We start from the raw sequence: 14,287 nt of genomic DNA, 5'->3' as shown, positions 1-14,287 counted from the left end.
CACTATGCCCGTTTGGCGAGACATTGTCCTGACGGCAATTTCCTGGATTGCGTCCGCGAAAATCCCGTCGCACAGTCGCGGCGATACACCGTCGCGCTTTCACACGGGGGGAGGGGGCGCGGGCGGCTGTTGGCGACCCTTGACCGAATAGGAAAGATCATGCCGTTTCTCGCTACCCGCCTGTCGCGCATTAAACCCTCACCCACGATTGGCGTTACCGATACTGCCCGCGCGCTCAAGGCGGCAGGGCGGGATATTATCTCGATGAGTGTGGGCGAGCCCGATTTCGATACGCCCGACCATGTGAAGGCGGCGGCGATTGAGGCGATCCAGAACGGCGACACGAAATATACGGCGGTTGACGGCACGGCGGCGCTGAAGGCCGCGATCTGCGCCAAGTTTCAACGCGAGAATAATCTTTCCTATAAACCCGAGAACATCACGGTCGGCACCGGCGGTAAGCAGATTCTCTATAATGCGCTGATGGCAAGCCTGGATGCGGGCGATGAGGTCATCATTCCGTCGCCCTATTGGGTCTCCTACCCGGACATGGTGCTGCTGGCGGCCGGCGAGCCCGTAATCGTGCCGTGCGGTGAGAATGCCCATTTCAAACTAACGGCGGAAGCGCTGGAAGCGGCGATTACCCCGCGCACGAAATGGGTCATTCTCAATAGCCCGTCGAACCCGACCGGTATGGGCTATACCCGCGCCGAAATCCGCGCGCTCGCCGATGTGCTGCTGAAGCATTCGCACGTCTGGGTGATGACCGACGATATGTACGAGCACCTCGCCTATGACGATTGGCAGTTCTGCACAATGGCCGAGGTGGAGCCCGCCCTCATCGACCGGACGCTGACCGTCAACGGCGTCTCGAAAGCCTATGCGATGACCGGCTGGCGGATCGGCTATGCGGGCGGGCCGAAGGCGCTGATTAAGGCGATGGCGACGATCCAGTCGCAATCAACCTCCAACCCCTCTTCAATCAGCCAAGCGGCTGCCGTAGCGGCACTGACGGGCGATCTCAGCTTTTTGGCCGAACGGAACGAAATTTTCCGCGAACGCCGCGATCTGTGCGTTGATCTGCTCAACGACGCGCCCGGCCTCTCCTGCATCAAGCCGGACGGGGCCTTCTACGTTTACCCCTCCTGCGCCGGAACTATCGGCAAAACCACGCCGAGCGGGAAGGTGATTAAGAACGACAGCGATTTCGTCACCGCCCTGCTGGAAGCCGAAGGCGTTGCGGCGGTGCAAGGCGCGGCCTTTGGGTTGGAGCCTTATTTCCGGCTTTCTTACGCCACCTCGACCGAGTTGGTGATCGACGCTTGCCGCCGGATTCAGCGGTTCTGCCAGTCGTTGAGTTAGGACAACGGGCAGCCTCGGAAAGCTGAGGCTGCCCCCAATCTCGTGCTACTTCTTCCCCAACTGCGTCGTCAGCCACGCTGTAAACGCGGGCGCATTCATATCGTTCTGCAGGCGCGTCAGCATTTGCGCGATGGGCACGCGGTCGCTGGTTTCGGAACAATTGGCGCTACGCTGCGCGGCTTGCGACTGGCGTTCGGCCTTATAGGCCCCCTCGAACCAGCCTTGGGCGAGGTTAGGCAGGGCAGGCAATAAGCCATCGATATCGCTGACGCGCTTATCCAGGTCTTTGGTGGGGAGTGAGCAGGTTTCCGAGGCTTCGGCGATACGCGCAGCGACGAGGGCCAGGGCGCGCAGATCGTCCACCCCACCCATCGCCAAACCATTCACCTGAACGATGGACGGCGCGGCGACCGTAGATGTCTTGGCGGTGTCGGAGCCAGCCTGTTGGCAGGCGGCCAGCGCAAGGGCACCAACCATCGGCAGAACCAGGGAAAGTGCGCGGGGGTAAGTCAAAATTCACTCCTGTTTCAGCACATGTGCGCCTCACCTATACGCGCTGCGGCGGCGGCTGCAAAGCCCGATGCGTTACAAGCGCTTGACGATTGACCCGAACGGTCCTTAATAAGGGACTGAATTAGTCCTATATAGGAAGTGGTGGGAGCCTTTCGCTCCTAAGGATGGAACCGGGGCCATGATTATCGTCAGCAAATTGGCCGATTATGCCGTCGTTCTGGCGGTTCATCTCGGCCAGATGAGGCAAAGCGGCGGCGGGCAGGCGAGTACCGCCGACCTGTCGGAGGCGACGCGGCTGCCCAGTGCCACGGTCGCCAAGGTGCTTAAGGCGCTCAACCGTGCGGGATTGGTCACGGCGGCGCGCGGCTCTGGTGGCGGTTATCGGCTTGCTCGCGCGCCCCGCGAGATCACCGTTGCCGAGATCATCGCCGCGATCGACGGCCCGCTCGGGATGACCGAGTGCGCGGGCGATACCGATCATGAAGCCTGCACCCATACCTCCTATTGCGCAACGAAACCCCATTGGGCACGCGTGACCCTGGCCGTTCAGGCGGCGCTTGGCGCGGTGACGCTCGATGACATGATGGCCCCGCCCTTCATGGCCCCCGCGCCGCGCCCCTCGGTGGCTGCCCCCCTCTCACTTGGAGCCGACGCCTCATGACTGCGCTCGATATGCCTTCTGCCGTCGATGCGGCCGTAGCCGACCAGCCCTATAAATATGGGTTCGTCACCGATATTGAGGCCGACGAGGCACCGTTTGGGCTCAACGAGGATATCGTTCGCTTCATTTCGGCGAAGAAGAACGAACCGGCGTGGTTGCTGGAGTGGCGGCTGAAGGCTTTTCGCGTTTGGCTGGAAATGACCCCGCCGACCTGGGCGAAGCTCGACGTGCCGGACATCGATTTCCAGGCGCTGCGCTATTATTCCGCGCCCAAGGCGGCTTCGGGTCCGAAGTCCTTGGACGAGGTCGATCCCGAACTCCTGAAGACTTACGAAAAACTTGGCATTCCGCTGAAGGAGCAGGCGTGGCTTGCCGGGGTTCCCGGCGTCGCGGTCGATGCCGTCTTTGATAGTGTTTCGGTGGCGACCACCTTTAAGGATAAGCTGAAGGAAGACGGCGTGATCTTCTGCTCGTTCGGCGAGGCGGTGCAGGAGCATCCCGAACTGGTGCGGCAGTATTTGGGGTCGGTCGTGCCGGTGGCGGATAATTATTATTCGGCGCTCAATTCGGCAGTGTTTTCGGACGGCTCCTTCGTGTTCATCCCGAAGGGCGTGCGTTGCCCAATGGAGCTTTCGACCTACTTCCGCATCAACGCCAAGGGAACCGGCCAGTTTGAGAGGACGCTGATTATCGCCGAAGACGATAGCTATGTGTCCTACCTCGAAGGCTGCACGGCCCCGCAGCGCGACGAAAACCAGCTTCATGCGGCGGTGGTCGAACTGGTGGCGATGGATCGGGCGCAGATCAAATATTCGACCGTGCAGAATTGGTATCCGGGCGATGCCGAGGGCAAGGGCGGGATTTACAATTTCGTCACGAAGCGCGGCGCGTGTCGCGGGGTGAAGTCGAAGATTTCCTGGACGCAGGTCGAAACCGGCTCGGCGATTACCTGGAAATATCCCTCGTGCTTGTTGCAAGGCGACGAGTCGGTCGGTGAATTCTATTCGGTGGCGATTGCCAACAACCGCCAGCAGGCCGATACCGGCACCAAGATGATCCATATTGGCAAGAACACGCGCTCGACGATCATCTCGAAAGGTATTTCGGCGGGCCACGGCCAGAATACCTATCGCGGCGCGGTGAAGATTCTTCCCAAAGCCAAGAACGCGCGCAATTTTACTCAGTGCGACTCGCTGCTGATCGGCGACAAATGCGGCGCGCATACGGTGCCCTATATCGACGTGCGCACGCCCACGGCGACGCTGGAGCATGAGGCGACCACCTCCAAAATCAGCGACGATCAACTCTTCTACTGCCAGCAGCGCGGCCTGTCGGCGGAGGACGCCCTGTCCTTGATCGTCAACGGCTTCGCCAAGGAAGTGCTGAAGGAACTGCCGATGGAGTTCGCCGTCGAAGCGCAAAAACTCCTCGCCATCAGCCTCGAAGGCTCGGTTGGCTAACACAGAATAAAGACGTAAGCGGCAGCGGCGATCAACGCAGCGCCGGGGATTTCCAGAAGGGTTCTAACCATGTTGCAGATCGATGATCTTTGGGCTGAAGTTGAGGGCGATGAAGGCCCGCGCCAAATCTTGCGCGGCCTGTCGCTGACCATCAACGCGGGCGAAGTCCACGCCATCATGGGGCCGAATGGCTCGGGGAAAAGCACGCTCGCCAATGTGATTGCGGGCCGCGACGGCTATACCGTCACAAAGGGCAGCGTGCGCTATAAGGGGCAGGATCTGCTGGCCCAAGCGGCGGACGAGCGGGCGCGGAACGGCATTTTTCTGGCCTTCCAGTATCCGGTCGAAATTCCTGGCGTGAATAATATGTATTTCCTGCGCACGGCGCTCAACGCCAAGCGCCGCCACAATGGTTTGCCGGATTTGGACGCGGGCGCGTTCCTGAAGCTCGTCCGCGCCCAGTTGAAAAAGCTCGACCTGAAGGATGATCTGCTGCAACGCCCGGTCAATGTCGGCTTTTCCGGCGGCGAGAAGAAGCGCAACGAGATTTTCCACATGTCGATTCTGGAGCCGGATCTTTGCGTTCTGGATGAAACCGATTCGGGCCTGGATATCGACGCGCTCAAGGCGGTTTCGGACGGGGTGAATGCGCTCCGCGCGCCCGACCGCGCCTTCGTGCTCATCACCCATTACCAGCGCCTGCTGAGCCATATTAAGCCGGACGTGGTGCATGTGCTCTCCGGCGGGAAGATCGTTCGGACCGGCGACGCAAGCCTTGCGGCGGAATTGGAGCGCGACGGTTATGCGTTTCTTGAGAAGGACGCCGCGTAAATGAATGCCGTTGCCGCCTATGTCGCGGCCTTCGCGCCGGTTGCAGGCGAGCCCGATTGGTGGCTCGCGCAACGGCGGGCCGCCCTTACCGCTTTCGAGCGCGCGGGTTTTCCCAGCGCGCGGGAAGAGTTTTGGCGCTTGACCGACCTCAAAGTGATCTCCACCCAAAGCTTCCTTGCGCCGCAAACGGTGGATGGCGCGAAAGCGGCCAAGCTGGTCGGCGAGGCGGCAAGCCTGGTGCCGGAGGCGTGGCGCTTCGTGCTGGTCGATGGCGGTTTCGCCCCGGCCCTGTCCGATCTTGACGGGCTGCCGGAAGGCGTGACCCTCGTTGCAACCCACGCCCGCCCGCGCGCGGTGGAACCGCTGACGGCACTACTCCCCGATGGCATCGCCGCGCTGGGCGTGGCTTTCGCGCGCGATGGTTTGGTGCTGCGCGTTCCCGCCGGGCTGGTGCTCGATAAGCCGATCCATCTGATTTCGGTACAGACCGAAGCCGGGCGCGGCACGCATCTTTTGTCGCGCATCGATCTTGAAGGTGGCGCGCAGGCCGAGGTGATCGAAACCTATGTGGGCGGGGAGGGGGCGTTGTTGAACGGCGCGGCCCATATCAGCCTTGGGATGGGATCGCACCTCACCCACGGGCTATTCGTCCGCTCGCATGAAACTGCACAGATTTTCTTGCGGGTTTCGGCCCATGTGGAAAAAGCCGCGCGCTATTCGGCGGTGCCGGTGTTGCTGGGCGCGCAGCAAAGCCGCGTCGATCTCGCCATCGATCTCGCCGAAGATCATGCGCAAACCGACGTGCAGGGGCTCTATTTGGCCAGCGGCACCCAGCGCAGCCAGTTGCTCACCGAAATCACCCACGATGGCTATGCCACCCGCACCAATGAAGTGGTGAAGGGCGTGGCGGACGATCACGCTCACGGGATTTTCCAGGGCAAGATCGCCGTTACCGAGCGCGGCCAGAAGACCGATGCGCAGATGCAAAGCCGCGTGCTGCTGCTGTCGGAGACCGCACGGGCCGATACAAAGCCCGAGCTCGAAATCTACGCCGACGATGTGAAATGCAGCCACGGCGCGACCGTGGGCGATATTGACGATGCGGCGCTCTTCTACCTCATGGCGCGCGGCTTGACGCGCGACGAAGCCCGCCGCTTGCTGCTGCGCGCTTTTTTGGAAGAGGTCGCCGATCAAATTGAAGCGCCGAGCGTGCAACAGGCCGTCCGCCGTCTTTTGGCAGAGGTTCTGGGGGCGTCGGTAGACGAGGTGGCCGCATGAGCCTGATTTTGCACAATCGCCCGCACCCGAAAGCGGATTTCCCGATTTTCGATCCGCAGGGGCCGAACGCCGGGCTCGCCTATCTCGATAGCGGCGCGTCGGCGCAAAAACCTGCTTCGGTGATTGAGGCGGTGAGCCAATTCTACGCCACCGGCTACGCCAATATCCATCGCGGCGTCTATAAGCTGTCGGCCACGGCGACCGACGCTTATGAAGGCGTGCGGGCGCAGGTGGCGAAATTCCTCAAAGCACCTTCCGAGCAGGAGATTATTTTCGTGCGCGGTGCGACCGAGGGGCTGAACCTCATCGCACATTCCTGGGGACGGACGCACCTGAAGGCGGGCGACGCGGTGCTGATTTCGGCGCTGGAGCATCACGCCAATATCATCCCGTGGCAGATTCTGCGCGATCAGATCGGCATTGAGTTGCGCGTAGCCGCGCTGGCGGCGGATGGCGGGATCGACCGGGCCGATTTCACCGCGAAGCTGGCCGATGGCAAGGTAAAACTCGCGTCCTTCACCCATATCGCCAATGCCACCGGGGCCGTGCTACCCGTGGCGGAACTGACCGCTGAAGCGAAAGCGGCGGGGGCGTTGGTGGCGATCGATGGATGCCAAGCCATTCCCCATCGTCCGGTTGATGTGCAGGCGCTGGACTGCGATTTCTATGTGTTTTCCGGCCATAAGCTCTATGGGCCAACCGGGATCGGCATTCTGTACGGCCGCTTGTCGGTACTGGAGGGGATGCCCCCCTACCAGACCGGCGGGGATATGGTTGCCACCGTCCGCTTCGACAAAACCGAGTTTCTGGAGCCGCCGCAGCGCTTCGAGGCCGGCACGCCCGACATCGCCGGGGTGATCGGCCTGGGCGCGGCGATCGATTACGTCCAGTCGCTCGGCTGGGCCTGGATCGAGGCACATGAAAAAACGCTTCTTACCTATGGCGAGGCCGTTTTAGCGAAGGTGCCGGGGCTCACGCTGCTGCCCGCTGGGCCAGAGCGCGCGGGGATTTTCTCCTTCACCGTCGATGGGGTGCATCCGCACGATCTGGGGACGATTCTCGACCATCACAATGTCGCCATTCGCGCCGGGAGCCATTGCGCGCAACCGTTGCTGAACGAGTTTGGGCTGACCGCGACGGCACGGGCGTCTTTGGGTCTCTATAATGAACCCGAAGATCTCGACCGGCTGGTCGAGGCCGTTCGCGCGGCGCAGCGCATGTTCGCGCCGAAGCGCGCCTGAGGGGATGATGAGCGAAGCGCTCTATTCCGAAAGCGTCGTTGCGCTGGCCGCGCGGGAGTTTGCGCGCCTGCCGCTGCCGGATGTATCGGCGGTGCGCAATAATCCGCTGTGCGGGGATAGGGTAACGCTCGATCTGACGGTTGCCGACGGCGTTGTAACCAGCGCTGGCGGCGACGCGCGCGGCTGTGCCCTATGCTGCGCTGGGCTTGCGGCGCTGATCGACGATCTGCCGGGCCGGAAACTCACCGAGCTTCCGGGGCGAATCGAGGCGTCGCGCCGCCTCGTCGCAACCGGAGTTTCGGAGGCGGGGAGTGCGTTGTCTGCGCTGCTCGATGGCCCGCTTCCGCGCCCTCGGCAAAAATGCATCTTGCTTCCCGTGGACGCGCTGCAACAGGCGCTTTCTTCCCTTTCGATCAATACTCAAGAGTAACCGGCATGACGAACCCGCCGACCGATTTCGATCTTCACGCGCAAGAACCGCTGCCGGATGCCCCAGCGGGCGATCTAGAAGATCAGGTTTTAGACGCGCTGCGCACTGTGTTCGATCCGGAAATTCCGGTGAATATTGTCGATCTGGGGCTCATTTACGATTTGCGCGTGCTGGAAGATCGCCGCGTTTTCATCGATATGACGCTGACAGCCCCGAACTGCCCGGTGGCCGAGGAAATCCCGATTCAGGTGGCCGATAAGGTCAAATCGGTGCCAGGTGTTGTTGATGCGACGGTCAGCCTCGTGTGGATGCCGCCGTGGACGCAAGACCGGATGAGCGAAGAAGCCCGGCTTCAACTCAATCTTTTCTAGGCCTTTCTAGGCAATTCCCAAAACCGTTTTGAGCGTTTGCGTGACCGGCAGATGCCCGCGCAAGGCGCTGTTCGTGTGATGACCGGCCCCTGAAACAATGTGATCGGCAAGCCCGTGGCCCGCATGCCGATCATGCTCGCCAATGACCCGCACGACATGATCGAAGGGGAGGGGCAGGGCCGCCGGGGTGCCGAAGGTCACGACGCTTGTGGTCATGCCAACCCGTTCGGTTTGGCGCGGTGCGCGGGCGTTCATCGCCGTCAGCGCGTGCGCCAGAACGGCATTGCCCTTGTGGTGGCCAACGATCAAATCGAACGACATGCGATAGTCCGTTAGCAGCGCTTGGATCATCGCCGTATCATGGCTGCTCTCAAGATTTTCTGGCTTGGGAGCCCGCCGCCGCCCGGTGAACGCCGCGCGTAGGAGACCACCCAAGGGGGTTTTCGCGGCGATCTGCATCAACCCGCCGAGCGCTTCGGTCGCGACATCCCCGATGGCATAGCGCGGTAGGACCGCAGCCACGGGCTCGCCTGTCGCATTGGCAATATTACGCGCGAAGGCGGCGGCCCCCAGCGCCGAACATCCTGGGCTTGCGACAACTAAAGAGGTCGCCCTCTCCCCCCGATATTCAAAGAATTCGTCGATCGTATCATGAAGATGCAGAAGCCCTTTGCCCGTTGGCGGGACGATCAGGATAATTCCTTCTACCGCCCAGCGGGGTGCAAGACGAATTGCTTCTTCGGGCATGATTGTGCCGACGTCATACAGAAGATGATCAATCATTTCACTGAAATGATGCGCCGTTTCCTGCATATTCGTACGCTTGGGCCGTGCAATGTGCAGGCGATTACGAAGCGTCTCGGTATCGAAGACTTGGACTGGCGCGGTGGAAAGATCGAAGGGTTTCATCGGTATCCATCCTCTGCATTAGTATTCTGTTTACCGAGTATGGGCTTAAACTTGGATTTGGGAAGAGTCTTAATTTCGACTTAACGAATAATTATTCATAAAATTATGTATAAAGATTATTTTATTTTATCGTATGGGAGTGATTCTAGAATAATGAATAATTAAGTAATGATTATACTGCGGTCAGCAAAATCATATCCCGATATTTTAAAAGAAATGAATAACCCTTCTAAATTGCAAATATCGACTTAGACTTTAAATCAACTGCAGGATCGGCAATAATGGGTTTTAAAAATGCGACGGAATGCGAAAATTCTCACGGAGATTGAATGAAAGTGAAACCGTGTCTTCCGCCCCGGAAACTCTAAATTTTCAAGAGGGAAGGCCGTGTGATTTATTGTTTACGGCCTTGCGTCTGACGCATGGCAGGAAATTGAAAATCTGAGCCCGTAAAAACAAAATGCCCCCGAGTGCGAGGGCATTTTAACAATAATATAGAAATATAACTGTTAAGGGGTTTGCGACAGCAGCTTGGAGAGCCGTTCGGTCGTCTCCAGCAGGCTATCGTCCATCAAGGTTGCGTAAACCTCTGACCGGCTGGCATCGACCGCGATTAACTGCGCCGAAGCAACCATACAGGCCGAGCGGCGCACTTCGCTTTGAAGGTCGCGAATAGCCTGCGTCAGATTTCGGATTTCAGACAGGATAACGTCGTTCACCGCTTCGGTCATGGTCAGCTACTTTCTGTGGCGGGCCGCTCGGGGCTTTTGGGTGCCGAGGGGCACCTTTGCGGCGCAGTATGCGGTGTGGCGTTCGTTAAGACAAGCGCAGCGCCGCGTTCATCAGACTGAGCCCGATAATCAGCGCAAGACTGCTGAGGCCGACGAACAGAATATTCCGGCTGTACAGCAAGCGCGGCTGCGGGACGGCGAACATCATCGTCGCAACGATCAAGGTAATGCCGGAGGGGGAGACCAAGACGGCAAAGCCCCAGGCCGATTGAATCGCCTGCATCATCACCAGCGGCTCCAGGGCACCGGCGGCTTGGCCGAGCACGCCGATCAAGACCGCCGCCGTAATCATCGGGTGCAGGCCGATAATACCGCCGCCGATCATCGCAACGAAAATCGCCGTTAGCACCAGCGGAACGGGCAACCCCCCGATCAGCGGGGCGAGCAGGCCGATCAGCCAGGGCGAGCCTTCGATCAAACGCCCCAGGCTCAGGGCGAGGGTAATCAGCAGCACCTCGTCGGCCCCGCGCGCGAGCCCCTGCCAAACGGTGCGGGCGACGCCCGTCGTCGCGCTCGGGGCCTGCCAGAGCAGCGCGATCAGCGCAAGCGGCAGCGTTGCGACGACGACCGCATCAAGATTGCCGATCTTTGTCGTCGCCACCAGCAACACGGTTGCCCCGGCGGCAATCAGGCAGTGGGGAAGGATTGGTAGCACCGCGCGCACGCCCGGCCGCAGCGAGCCGCCCCGTTCCATCCGCCAAGCCAGGAGGAAGATCAGAGCGGCAAAGCCCAAGCCGACGAACGTATGGCTCACGCTCGTACTGCCCGGTAGATACTGGGTGCCGAACGCCACCGACACGGCAAATGGCGACCAAAAGGCCGAAAAGCAAATTCCGCGTAAGGAAATCAGCGCCATTTGCCGGCGTACCTCCTCGGGTGCGTCTTTCGGCAGCAACGGCGCAAGCAGGGCGTGGGCTCCCGTCGTCAGAATCCCGCCGAGTCCCGTTGCGAGCACCAAGGTTCCGGTATCGCGGCCCTGGGGCGGCAGACGGGTAAAGGCTTCGCGCGCCCGCGCCATCGCAGGGAGTTCGCCGATAATCACGCGCAGAATTTGTAGGACGGGCAGATAGGCGGCGAAGGTTAAGGCATCGACCAAGCCCGCCGTGATGCCGCTCAGCGGCGCGCCCGTCGCCAGCAAAGCGGCGCAGGCCAGCGTTAGCATTCCGGCGATGGCGAAGGTCCGGCCTTTCACCAGGGGCAGCGCGGTCGCCAGTAGCAGAAGGGCGGCGCTCGCGGCCACCAATTGGGGCAGAACCAAGCCAACCGAACGGGCCAGGGTAATGATAATAAAGCAGGCGAGTAGGCCGCGATGCGCCTGAATACAGAGGCTGCGCCAGCCTCCGGAGCCCTGATCCGTCACGCGGTCCATCCTTCTGCGTTAGTGCTTCGAGCGCGACCGAAAGGTCCCAGACCGAAACTTCTCGTAACGAAATTTTAAGTGCGAGCCCAAATCAACCCAGTATGATCCGCCCTGTCTTACAGAGCCGGTCGGGCTCTGCCTATGGTTTCGACAAGGTTTGGAAATACGAATGTCCCTTGCTGCTCCGCTTCCCTTCATCGACCTTAAAGCACAGCGCCGCCGTCTTGGTCCGCAAATTGAGCAAGCCTTAGCGCGGGTTTTGGAGCATGGGGCCTTTATCATGGGCCCCGAAGTGCGCGAGCTTGAAGCGCAATTGGCGGCCTATGCCGGGGTGAAGCATTGCATCTCCTGCGCTTCGGGCACGGATGCGCTGATGATGGTGCTGATGGCCAAGGGTATCGGGCCGGGTGATGCGGTGTTCTGCCCATCCTTTACCTTCGCCGCTACCGCCGAAGTGGTGGCGCTGCTGGGAGCATCGCCGATTTTCGTCGATGTGCGGGAAGAAGATTTCAATATCGATCCCGCCAGCCTGAAGGCCGCGATTCCGGCAGCCGAGGCGGCGGGGCTTACGCCGCGCGGCATTATCGCCGTCGATCTGTTCGGCCAACCTGCCGATTACCGCGCCCTGCAACCGATTGCCGATGCAAACGGCCTGTGGATTTTGGCCGACGCTGCCCAAAGCTTCGGCGCGAGTTTCGATAATCGCCGCGTCGGTGCCTTGGGCGATTTCGCCACCACCTCCTTTTTCCCGGCGAAGCCCTTGGGCTGCTACGGCGATGGCGGCGCGATTTTCACCAATGATGACGAATTCCGCGACGTGCTGCACTCGATCCGCGTTCACGGCCAGGGGCGCGATAAGTATGAGAACGTTCGCCTCGGCATCACCGGGCGGCTCGATACTATGCAGGCGGCGGTTCTGCTGCAAAAAATGACGATTTTCGACGATGAAATCGCCGCGCGTAACGCGGTGGCCGAACGCTACGCGGCGGGATTGCCGAAGACTTGGACCGTCCCCGCGTTGCTGCCGGGGCGCACCTCGGTGTGGGCGCAATATACGGTTCTCGTCGAAAATCGCGAGGCGGTGCAGCAGGCGCTGCAAGCCGAGGGCATCCCGACGATGGTCTATTATATGCGCCCGCTGCACACCCAGCCGCCCTATCAATCCTACCCGCAGGTGCCGTGCGGCCTGCCGCTCACCGATCGCCTGTCGCAAAAAGTGCTCAGCCTGCCAATGCATCCCTATTTGGACGCACCGACGCAGGAGAGGATTCTCGCGGCCGTGAACCGCGCGGTGGCGGCATGAGCCTCGCCCCGCTCGCGGTCTCGATCCTCGGCGCGGGCGTGATGGGTGGCAACCACGCCCGCACGCTCGCAACCCTGCCGGGGGCCAAGCTCCATCGGATTTTCGATCCGCACGCCGAACGCGCGACCGCCCTGGCCGCGCAGACCGGGGGTGACGCGACGGCCGATCTCGCGGCGGCGCTGGACGGGGCGGATGCGGTGGTGATTGCCGCCAGTTCTGCCGCTCACGCATCCCTTGCCCAAACGGTGATTGCGGCGGGCAAGCCGGTTCTGATCGAGAAACCCTTTGCGGTGACGCTGCTGGAAGCCGAAGCCGTTATTAGCGCTGCCGAACGGGCGGGCGTGCCGGTGGCAACCGGGCATGTGGAGCGCTTCAACCCGGCCTTCGTTGCCGCGCAAAAGCTGCTTCAGGGCCGCCGGATTGTCGCAATTGACGGGCGGCGGCTGAATGTTGGCTCTAATCGGATTCTTGATACCGATGTGGTCATCGATCTGATGATCCACGATATCGACGCGGCGGTGGCCCTAATGGGCGGCGTGCCGGAAGGCTTGATAGCGCAAGGCTTCGCACTCACGGAGGGAGCGGCCAAGCGCGATCATGTTCTTGCAGCCTGGACCCAACGCACGCCCACGCCCGTTCGCGTTTCGATGCAGGGCAGCCGTATCGTCCCCGACCGGGTGCGCGAAACGCGGGTGCTGACCGACGACGGGATGGTCGTCATCGATTTCCTGAGCCGCAGTGTGCAGGCCAGCGAGTGCCTGCTCCCGGATGGTCAGAGCGAAGGCCGCAGCCTCGTGCCCGTCGCGGTGCGGCCGCAAGAATCGCTCGCGGCCGAACTCACCCAGTTCCTCCATGGGCTCCGGCTGGGGCGGGCGGAGGAAGTGGGCGTGACCGTGCAAGCGGCGTTGCCCGTGCTCAGCCTCGTCTGGGCCATTCAAAATCAGCTTTACGGGGCCTAAATGTCCGAAACCATTACCTATGCCGATTTCGAGCGCGTCGATATCCGCGTTGGCACCATCATCGAAGCGCTACCTTTCCCGGAGGCGCGAAAACCCGCGATCAAGCTGCGGGTGGATTTCGGCCCGGAGATCGGCGTGAAGAAGTCCAGCGCGCAGATCACGGTGCATTACCAGCCGGAAAGTCTGGTTGGGCGGCAGGTGGCGGCGGTGGTCAACTTCCCGCCACGCCAAATCGGCAAATGGCTATCGGAAGTGCTGGTGCTGGGCTTCCCCGATGCCGACGAGGCCGTGGTTCTGGTCAGCCCCACGGTGCCCGTGCCCAATGGCGGCAAGCTGTTCTAAAGGCGCATAACGGCTCTGCGGAATCCTTACGGTTTTTTTGAAAAATGTTCTTGCGGGGTTTAGGAGTTAGGCCTATAAAGCGCTTCCCAGCGACGCGGTGCCGGTGACTAAGTCACTGAAAACGCTGACGAAACTGGGGTTCAGCGAAAGCTGAAGGGTTCTTTGACATTGTAGGTTTATGGGAAGGGGTTTGGAGTCGGCGGCCTGTTTGGCTGCTGGTTCTAGGTCTCTTGAGAATAGAGAGTTTAGGATTAGTAAGGTTGCTGTTGGTGGGGACACCGATAGCATCAACCTGAGAGTTTGATCCTGGCTCAGAACGAACGCTGGCGGCATGCCTAACACATGCAAGTCGAACGAACATCTTCGGGTGTTAGTGGCGCACGGGTGAGTAACGCGTGGGAACCTGCCTTATGGTACGGGATAACGTCGGGAAACTGACGCTAATACCGTATATGTCTTTGGATGAAAGATTTATC

At 60.9% G+C, this 14,287-nt stretch carries 15 protein-coding genes and 1 rRNA gene; 12 read left to right on the top strand and 4 right to left on the bottom strand.

Annotated elements, in window-relative coordinates; all coding sequences use genetic code 11:
* Window positions 1–159: 159 nt before the first annotated feature.
* The gene (locus ACIQ36_RS12025; protein ID WP_395829522.1) at window positions 160–1,362 is read left to right on the top strand and encodes an aspartate transaminase; all 1,203 of its coding nucleotides are present in this window, start codon (window positions 160–162) and stop codon (window positions 1,360–1,362) included.
* Window positions 1,363–1,407: 45 nt separating this feature from the next.
* On the opposite strand, the gene ACIQ36_RS12020 is transcribed toward ACIQ36_RS12025, so the two are convergent.
* Complete coding sequence (locus tag ACIQ36_RS12020; protein WP_395829520.1) at window positions 1,408–1,875, bottom strand: hypothetical protein; 468 nt, start codon at window positions 1,873–1,875, stop codon at window positions 1,408–1,410.
* A 178-nt stretch (window positions 1,876–2,053) separates the two neighbouring features.
* Here ACIQ36_RS12020 and ACIQ36_RS12015 point away from each other — a divergent pair, with 178 nt between their 5' ends.
* From ACIQ36_RS12015 to ACIQ36_RS11985, 7 genes are all read left to right on the top strand, one after another.
* Window positions 2,054–2,536, top strand: coding sequence for an SUF system Fe-S cluster assembly regulator (locus ACIQ36_RS12015; RefSeq protein WP_395829518.1), 483 nt, complete (start codon window positions 2,054–2,056; stop codon window positions 2,534–2,536).
* On the top strand, window positions 2,533–3,996 hold the full coding sequence (sufB, locus tag ACIQ36_RS12010; RefSeq protein ID WP_395829516.1) for a Fe-S cluster assembly protein SufB: 1,464 nt from the start codon (window positions 2,533–2,535) through the stop codon (window positions 3,994–3,996). The genes ACIQ36_RS12015 and sufB overlap by 4 nt, the downstream gene beginning before the upstream one ends.
* A 69-nt stretch (window positions 3,997–4,065) precedes the next feature.
* The gene (gene sufC, locus ACIQ36_RS12005) at window positions 4,066–4,827 is read left to right on the top strand and encodes a Fe-S cluster assembly ATPase SufC (RefSeq protein ID WP_395829514.1); all 762 of its coding nucleotides are present in this window, start codon (window positions 4,066–4,068) and stop codon (window positions 4,825–4,827) included.
* Window positions 4,828–6,105: a Fe-S cluster assembly protein SufD gene (gene sufD / locus ACIQ36_RS12000; protein WP_395829512.1), complete on the top strand. Its 1,278-nt coding sequence runs from the start codon at window positions 4,828–4,830 to the stop codon at window positions 6,103–6,105.
* Window positions 6,102–7,346: an aminotransferase class V-fold PLP-dependent enzyme gene (locus ACIQ36_RS11995; RefSeq protein WP_395829510.1), complete on the top strand. Its 1,245-nt coding sequence runs from the start codon at window positions 6,102–6,104 to the stop codon at window positions 7,344–7,346. The genes sufD and ACIQ36_RS11995 overlap by 4 nt, the downstream gene beginning before the upstream one ends.
* Before the next feature lie 7 nt (window positions 7,347–7,353).
* Window positions 7,354–7,776 (top strand): iron-sulfur cluster assembly scaffold protein, encoded by a 423-nt coding sequence (locus ACIQ36_RS11990; RefSeq protein WP_395829508.1) that lies wholly within the window; start codon window positions 7,354–7,356, stop codon window positions 7,774–7,776.
* Between the two features lie 5 nt (window positions 7,777–7,781).
* Complete coding sequence (locus ACIQ36_RS11985; RefSeq protein ID WP_395829506.1) at window positions 7,782–8,147, top strand: SUF system Fe-S cluster assembly protein; 366 nt, start codon at window positions 7,782–7,784, stop codon at window positions 8,145–8,147.
* 6 nt (window positions 8,148–8,153) lie between these two features.
* Here the strand turns inward: ACIQ36_RS11985 and ACIQ36_RS11980 are convergent, their stop codons facing one another.
* The 3 genes from ACIQ36_RS11980 to ACIQ36_RS11970 form a co-directional block, all read right to left on the bottom strand.
* The gene (locus ACIQ36_RS11980; RefSeq protein ID WP_395829504.1) at window positions 8,154–9,056 is read right to left on the bottom strand and encodes a hypothetical protein; all 903 of its coding nucleotides are present in this window, start codon (window positions 9,054–9,056) and stop codon (window positions 8,154–8,156) included.
* 509 nt (window positions 9,057–9,565) lie between these two features.
* Window positions 9,566–9,787, bottom strand: coding sequence for a hypothetical protein (locus ACIQ36_RS11975; RefSeq protein ID WP_395829502.1), 222 nt, complete (start codon window positions 9,785–9,787; stop codon window positions 9,566–9,568).
* Window positions 9,788–9,872: 85 nt separating this feature from the next.
* The gene (locus ACIQ36_RS11970) at window positions 9,873–11,207 is read right to left on the bottom strand and encodes a hypothetical protein (RefSeq protein WP_395829500.1); all 1,335 of its coding nucleotides are present in this window, start codon (window positions 11,205–11,207) and stop codon (window positions 9,873–9,875) included.
* A gap of 169 nt (window positions 11,208–11,376) precedes the next feature.
* Here ACIQ36_RS11970 and ACIQ36_RS11965 point away from each other — a divergent pair, with 169 nt between their 5' ends.
* The 4 genes from ACIQ36_RS11965 to ACIQ36_RS11950 form a co-directional block, all read left to right on the top strand.
* Window positions 11,377–12,510 (top strand): DegT/DnrJ/EryC1/StrS family aminotransferase, encoded by a 1,134-nt coding sequence (locus tag ACIQ36_RS11965; protein WP_395829498.1) that lies wholly within the window; start codon window positions 11,377–11,379, stop codon window positions 12,508–12,510.
* Window positions 12,507–13,469: a Gfo/Idh/MocA family protein gene (locus tag ACIQ36_RS11960; RefSeq protein ID WP_395829496.1), complete on the top strand. Its 963-nt coding sequence runs from the start codon at window positions 12,507–12,509 to the stop codon at window positions 13,467–13,469. The genes ACIQ36_RS11965 and ACIQ36_RS11960 overlap by 4 nt, the downstream gene beginning before the upstream one ends.
* Window positions 13,470–13,811, top strand: a complete 342-nt coding sequence (locus ACIQ36_RS11955; protein ID WP_395829494.1) for a tRNA-binding protein — start codon at window positions 13,470–13,472, stop codon at window positions 13,809–13,811. It begins immediately after the preceding gene.
* A 288-nt stretch (window positions 13,812–14,099) separates the two neighbouring features.
* Window positions 14,100–14,287, top strand: a 16S ribosomal RNA gene (locus tag ACIQ36_RS11950); the annotation flags it as partial.

The organism is Elstera sp. (assembly GCF_044372965.1).
Taxonomy (GTDB): Bacteria; Pseudomonadota; Alphaproteobacteria; order Elsterales; family Elsteraceae; genus Elstera.
This window is presented reverse-complemented; position numbering and strand designations above follow the sequence as displayed.

Coding starts and splice junctions, on each gene's coding strand:
- ACIQ36_RS11980 (WP_395829504.1), bottom strand. CDS start 9,056: ATGAAACCCTTCGATCTTTCCACCGCGCCAGTCCAAGTCTTCGATACC.
- ACIQ36_RS11985 (WP_395829506.1), top strand. CDS start 7,782: ATGACGAACCCGCCGACCGATTTCGATCTTCACGCGCAAGAACCGCTG.
- ACIQ36_RS11995 (WP_395829510.1), top strand. CDS start 6,102: ATGAGCCTGATTTTGCACAATCGCCCGCACCCGAAAGCGGATTTCCCG.
- ACIQ36_RS11960 (WP_395829496.1), top strand. CDS start 12,507: ATGAGCCTCGCCCCGCTCGCGGTCTCGATCCTCGGCGCGGGCGTGATG.
- sufB (WP_395829516.1), top strand. CDS start 2,533: ATGACTGCGCTCGATATGCCTTCTGCCGTCGATGCGGCCGTAGCCGAC.
- ACIQ36_RS11990 (WP_395829508.1), top strand. CDS start 7,354: ATGAGCGAAGCGCTCTATTCCGAAAGCGTCGTTGCGCTGGCCGCGCGG.
- sufD (WP_395829512.1), top strand. CDS start 4,828: ATGAATGCCGTTGCCGCCTATGTCGCGGCCTTCGCGCCGGTTGCAGGC.
- ACIQ36_RS11965 (WP_395829498.1), top strand. CDS start 11,377: ATGTCCCTTGCTGCTCCGCTTCCCTTCATCGACCTTAAAGCACAGCGC.
- ACIQ36_RS11955 (WP_395829494.1), top strand. CDS start 13,470: ATGTCCGAAACCATTACCTATGCCGATTTCGAGCGCGTCGATATCCGC.
- ACIQ36_RS12025 (WP_395829522.1), top strand. CDS start 160: ATGCCGTTTCTCGCTACCCGCCTGTCGCGCATTAAACCCTCACCCACG.
- sufC (WP_395829514.1), top strand. CDS start 4,066: ATGTTGCAGATCGATGATCTTTGGGCTGAAGTTGAGGGCGATGAAGGC.
- ACIQ36_RS12015 (WP_395829518.1), top strand. CDS start 2,054: ATGATTATCGTCAGCAAATTGGCCGATTATGCCGTCGTTCTGGCGGTT.
- ACIQ36_RS11975 (WP_395829502.1), bottom strand. CDS start 9,787: ATGACCGAAGCGGTGAACGACGTTATCCTGTCTGAAATCCGAAATCTG.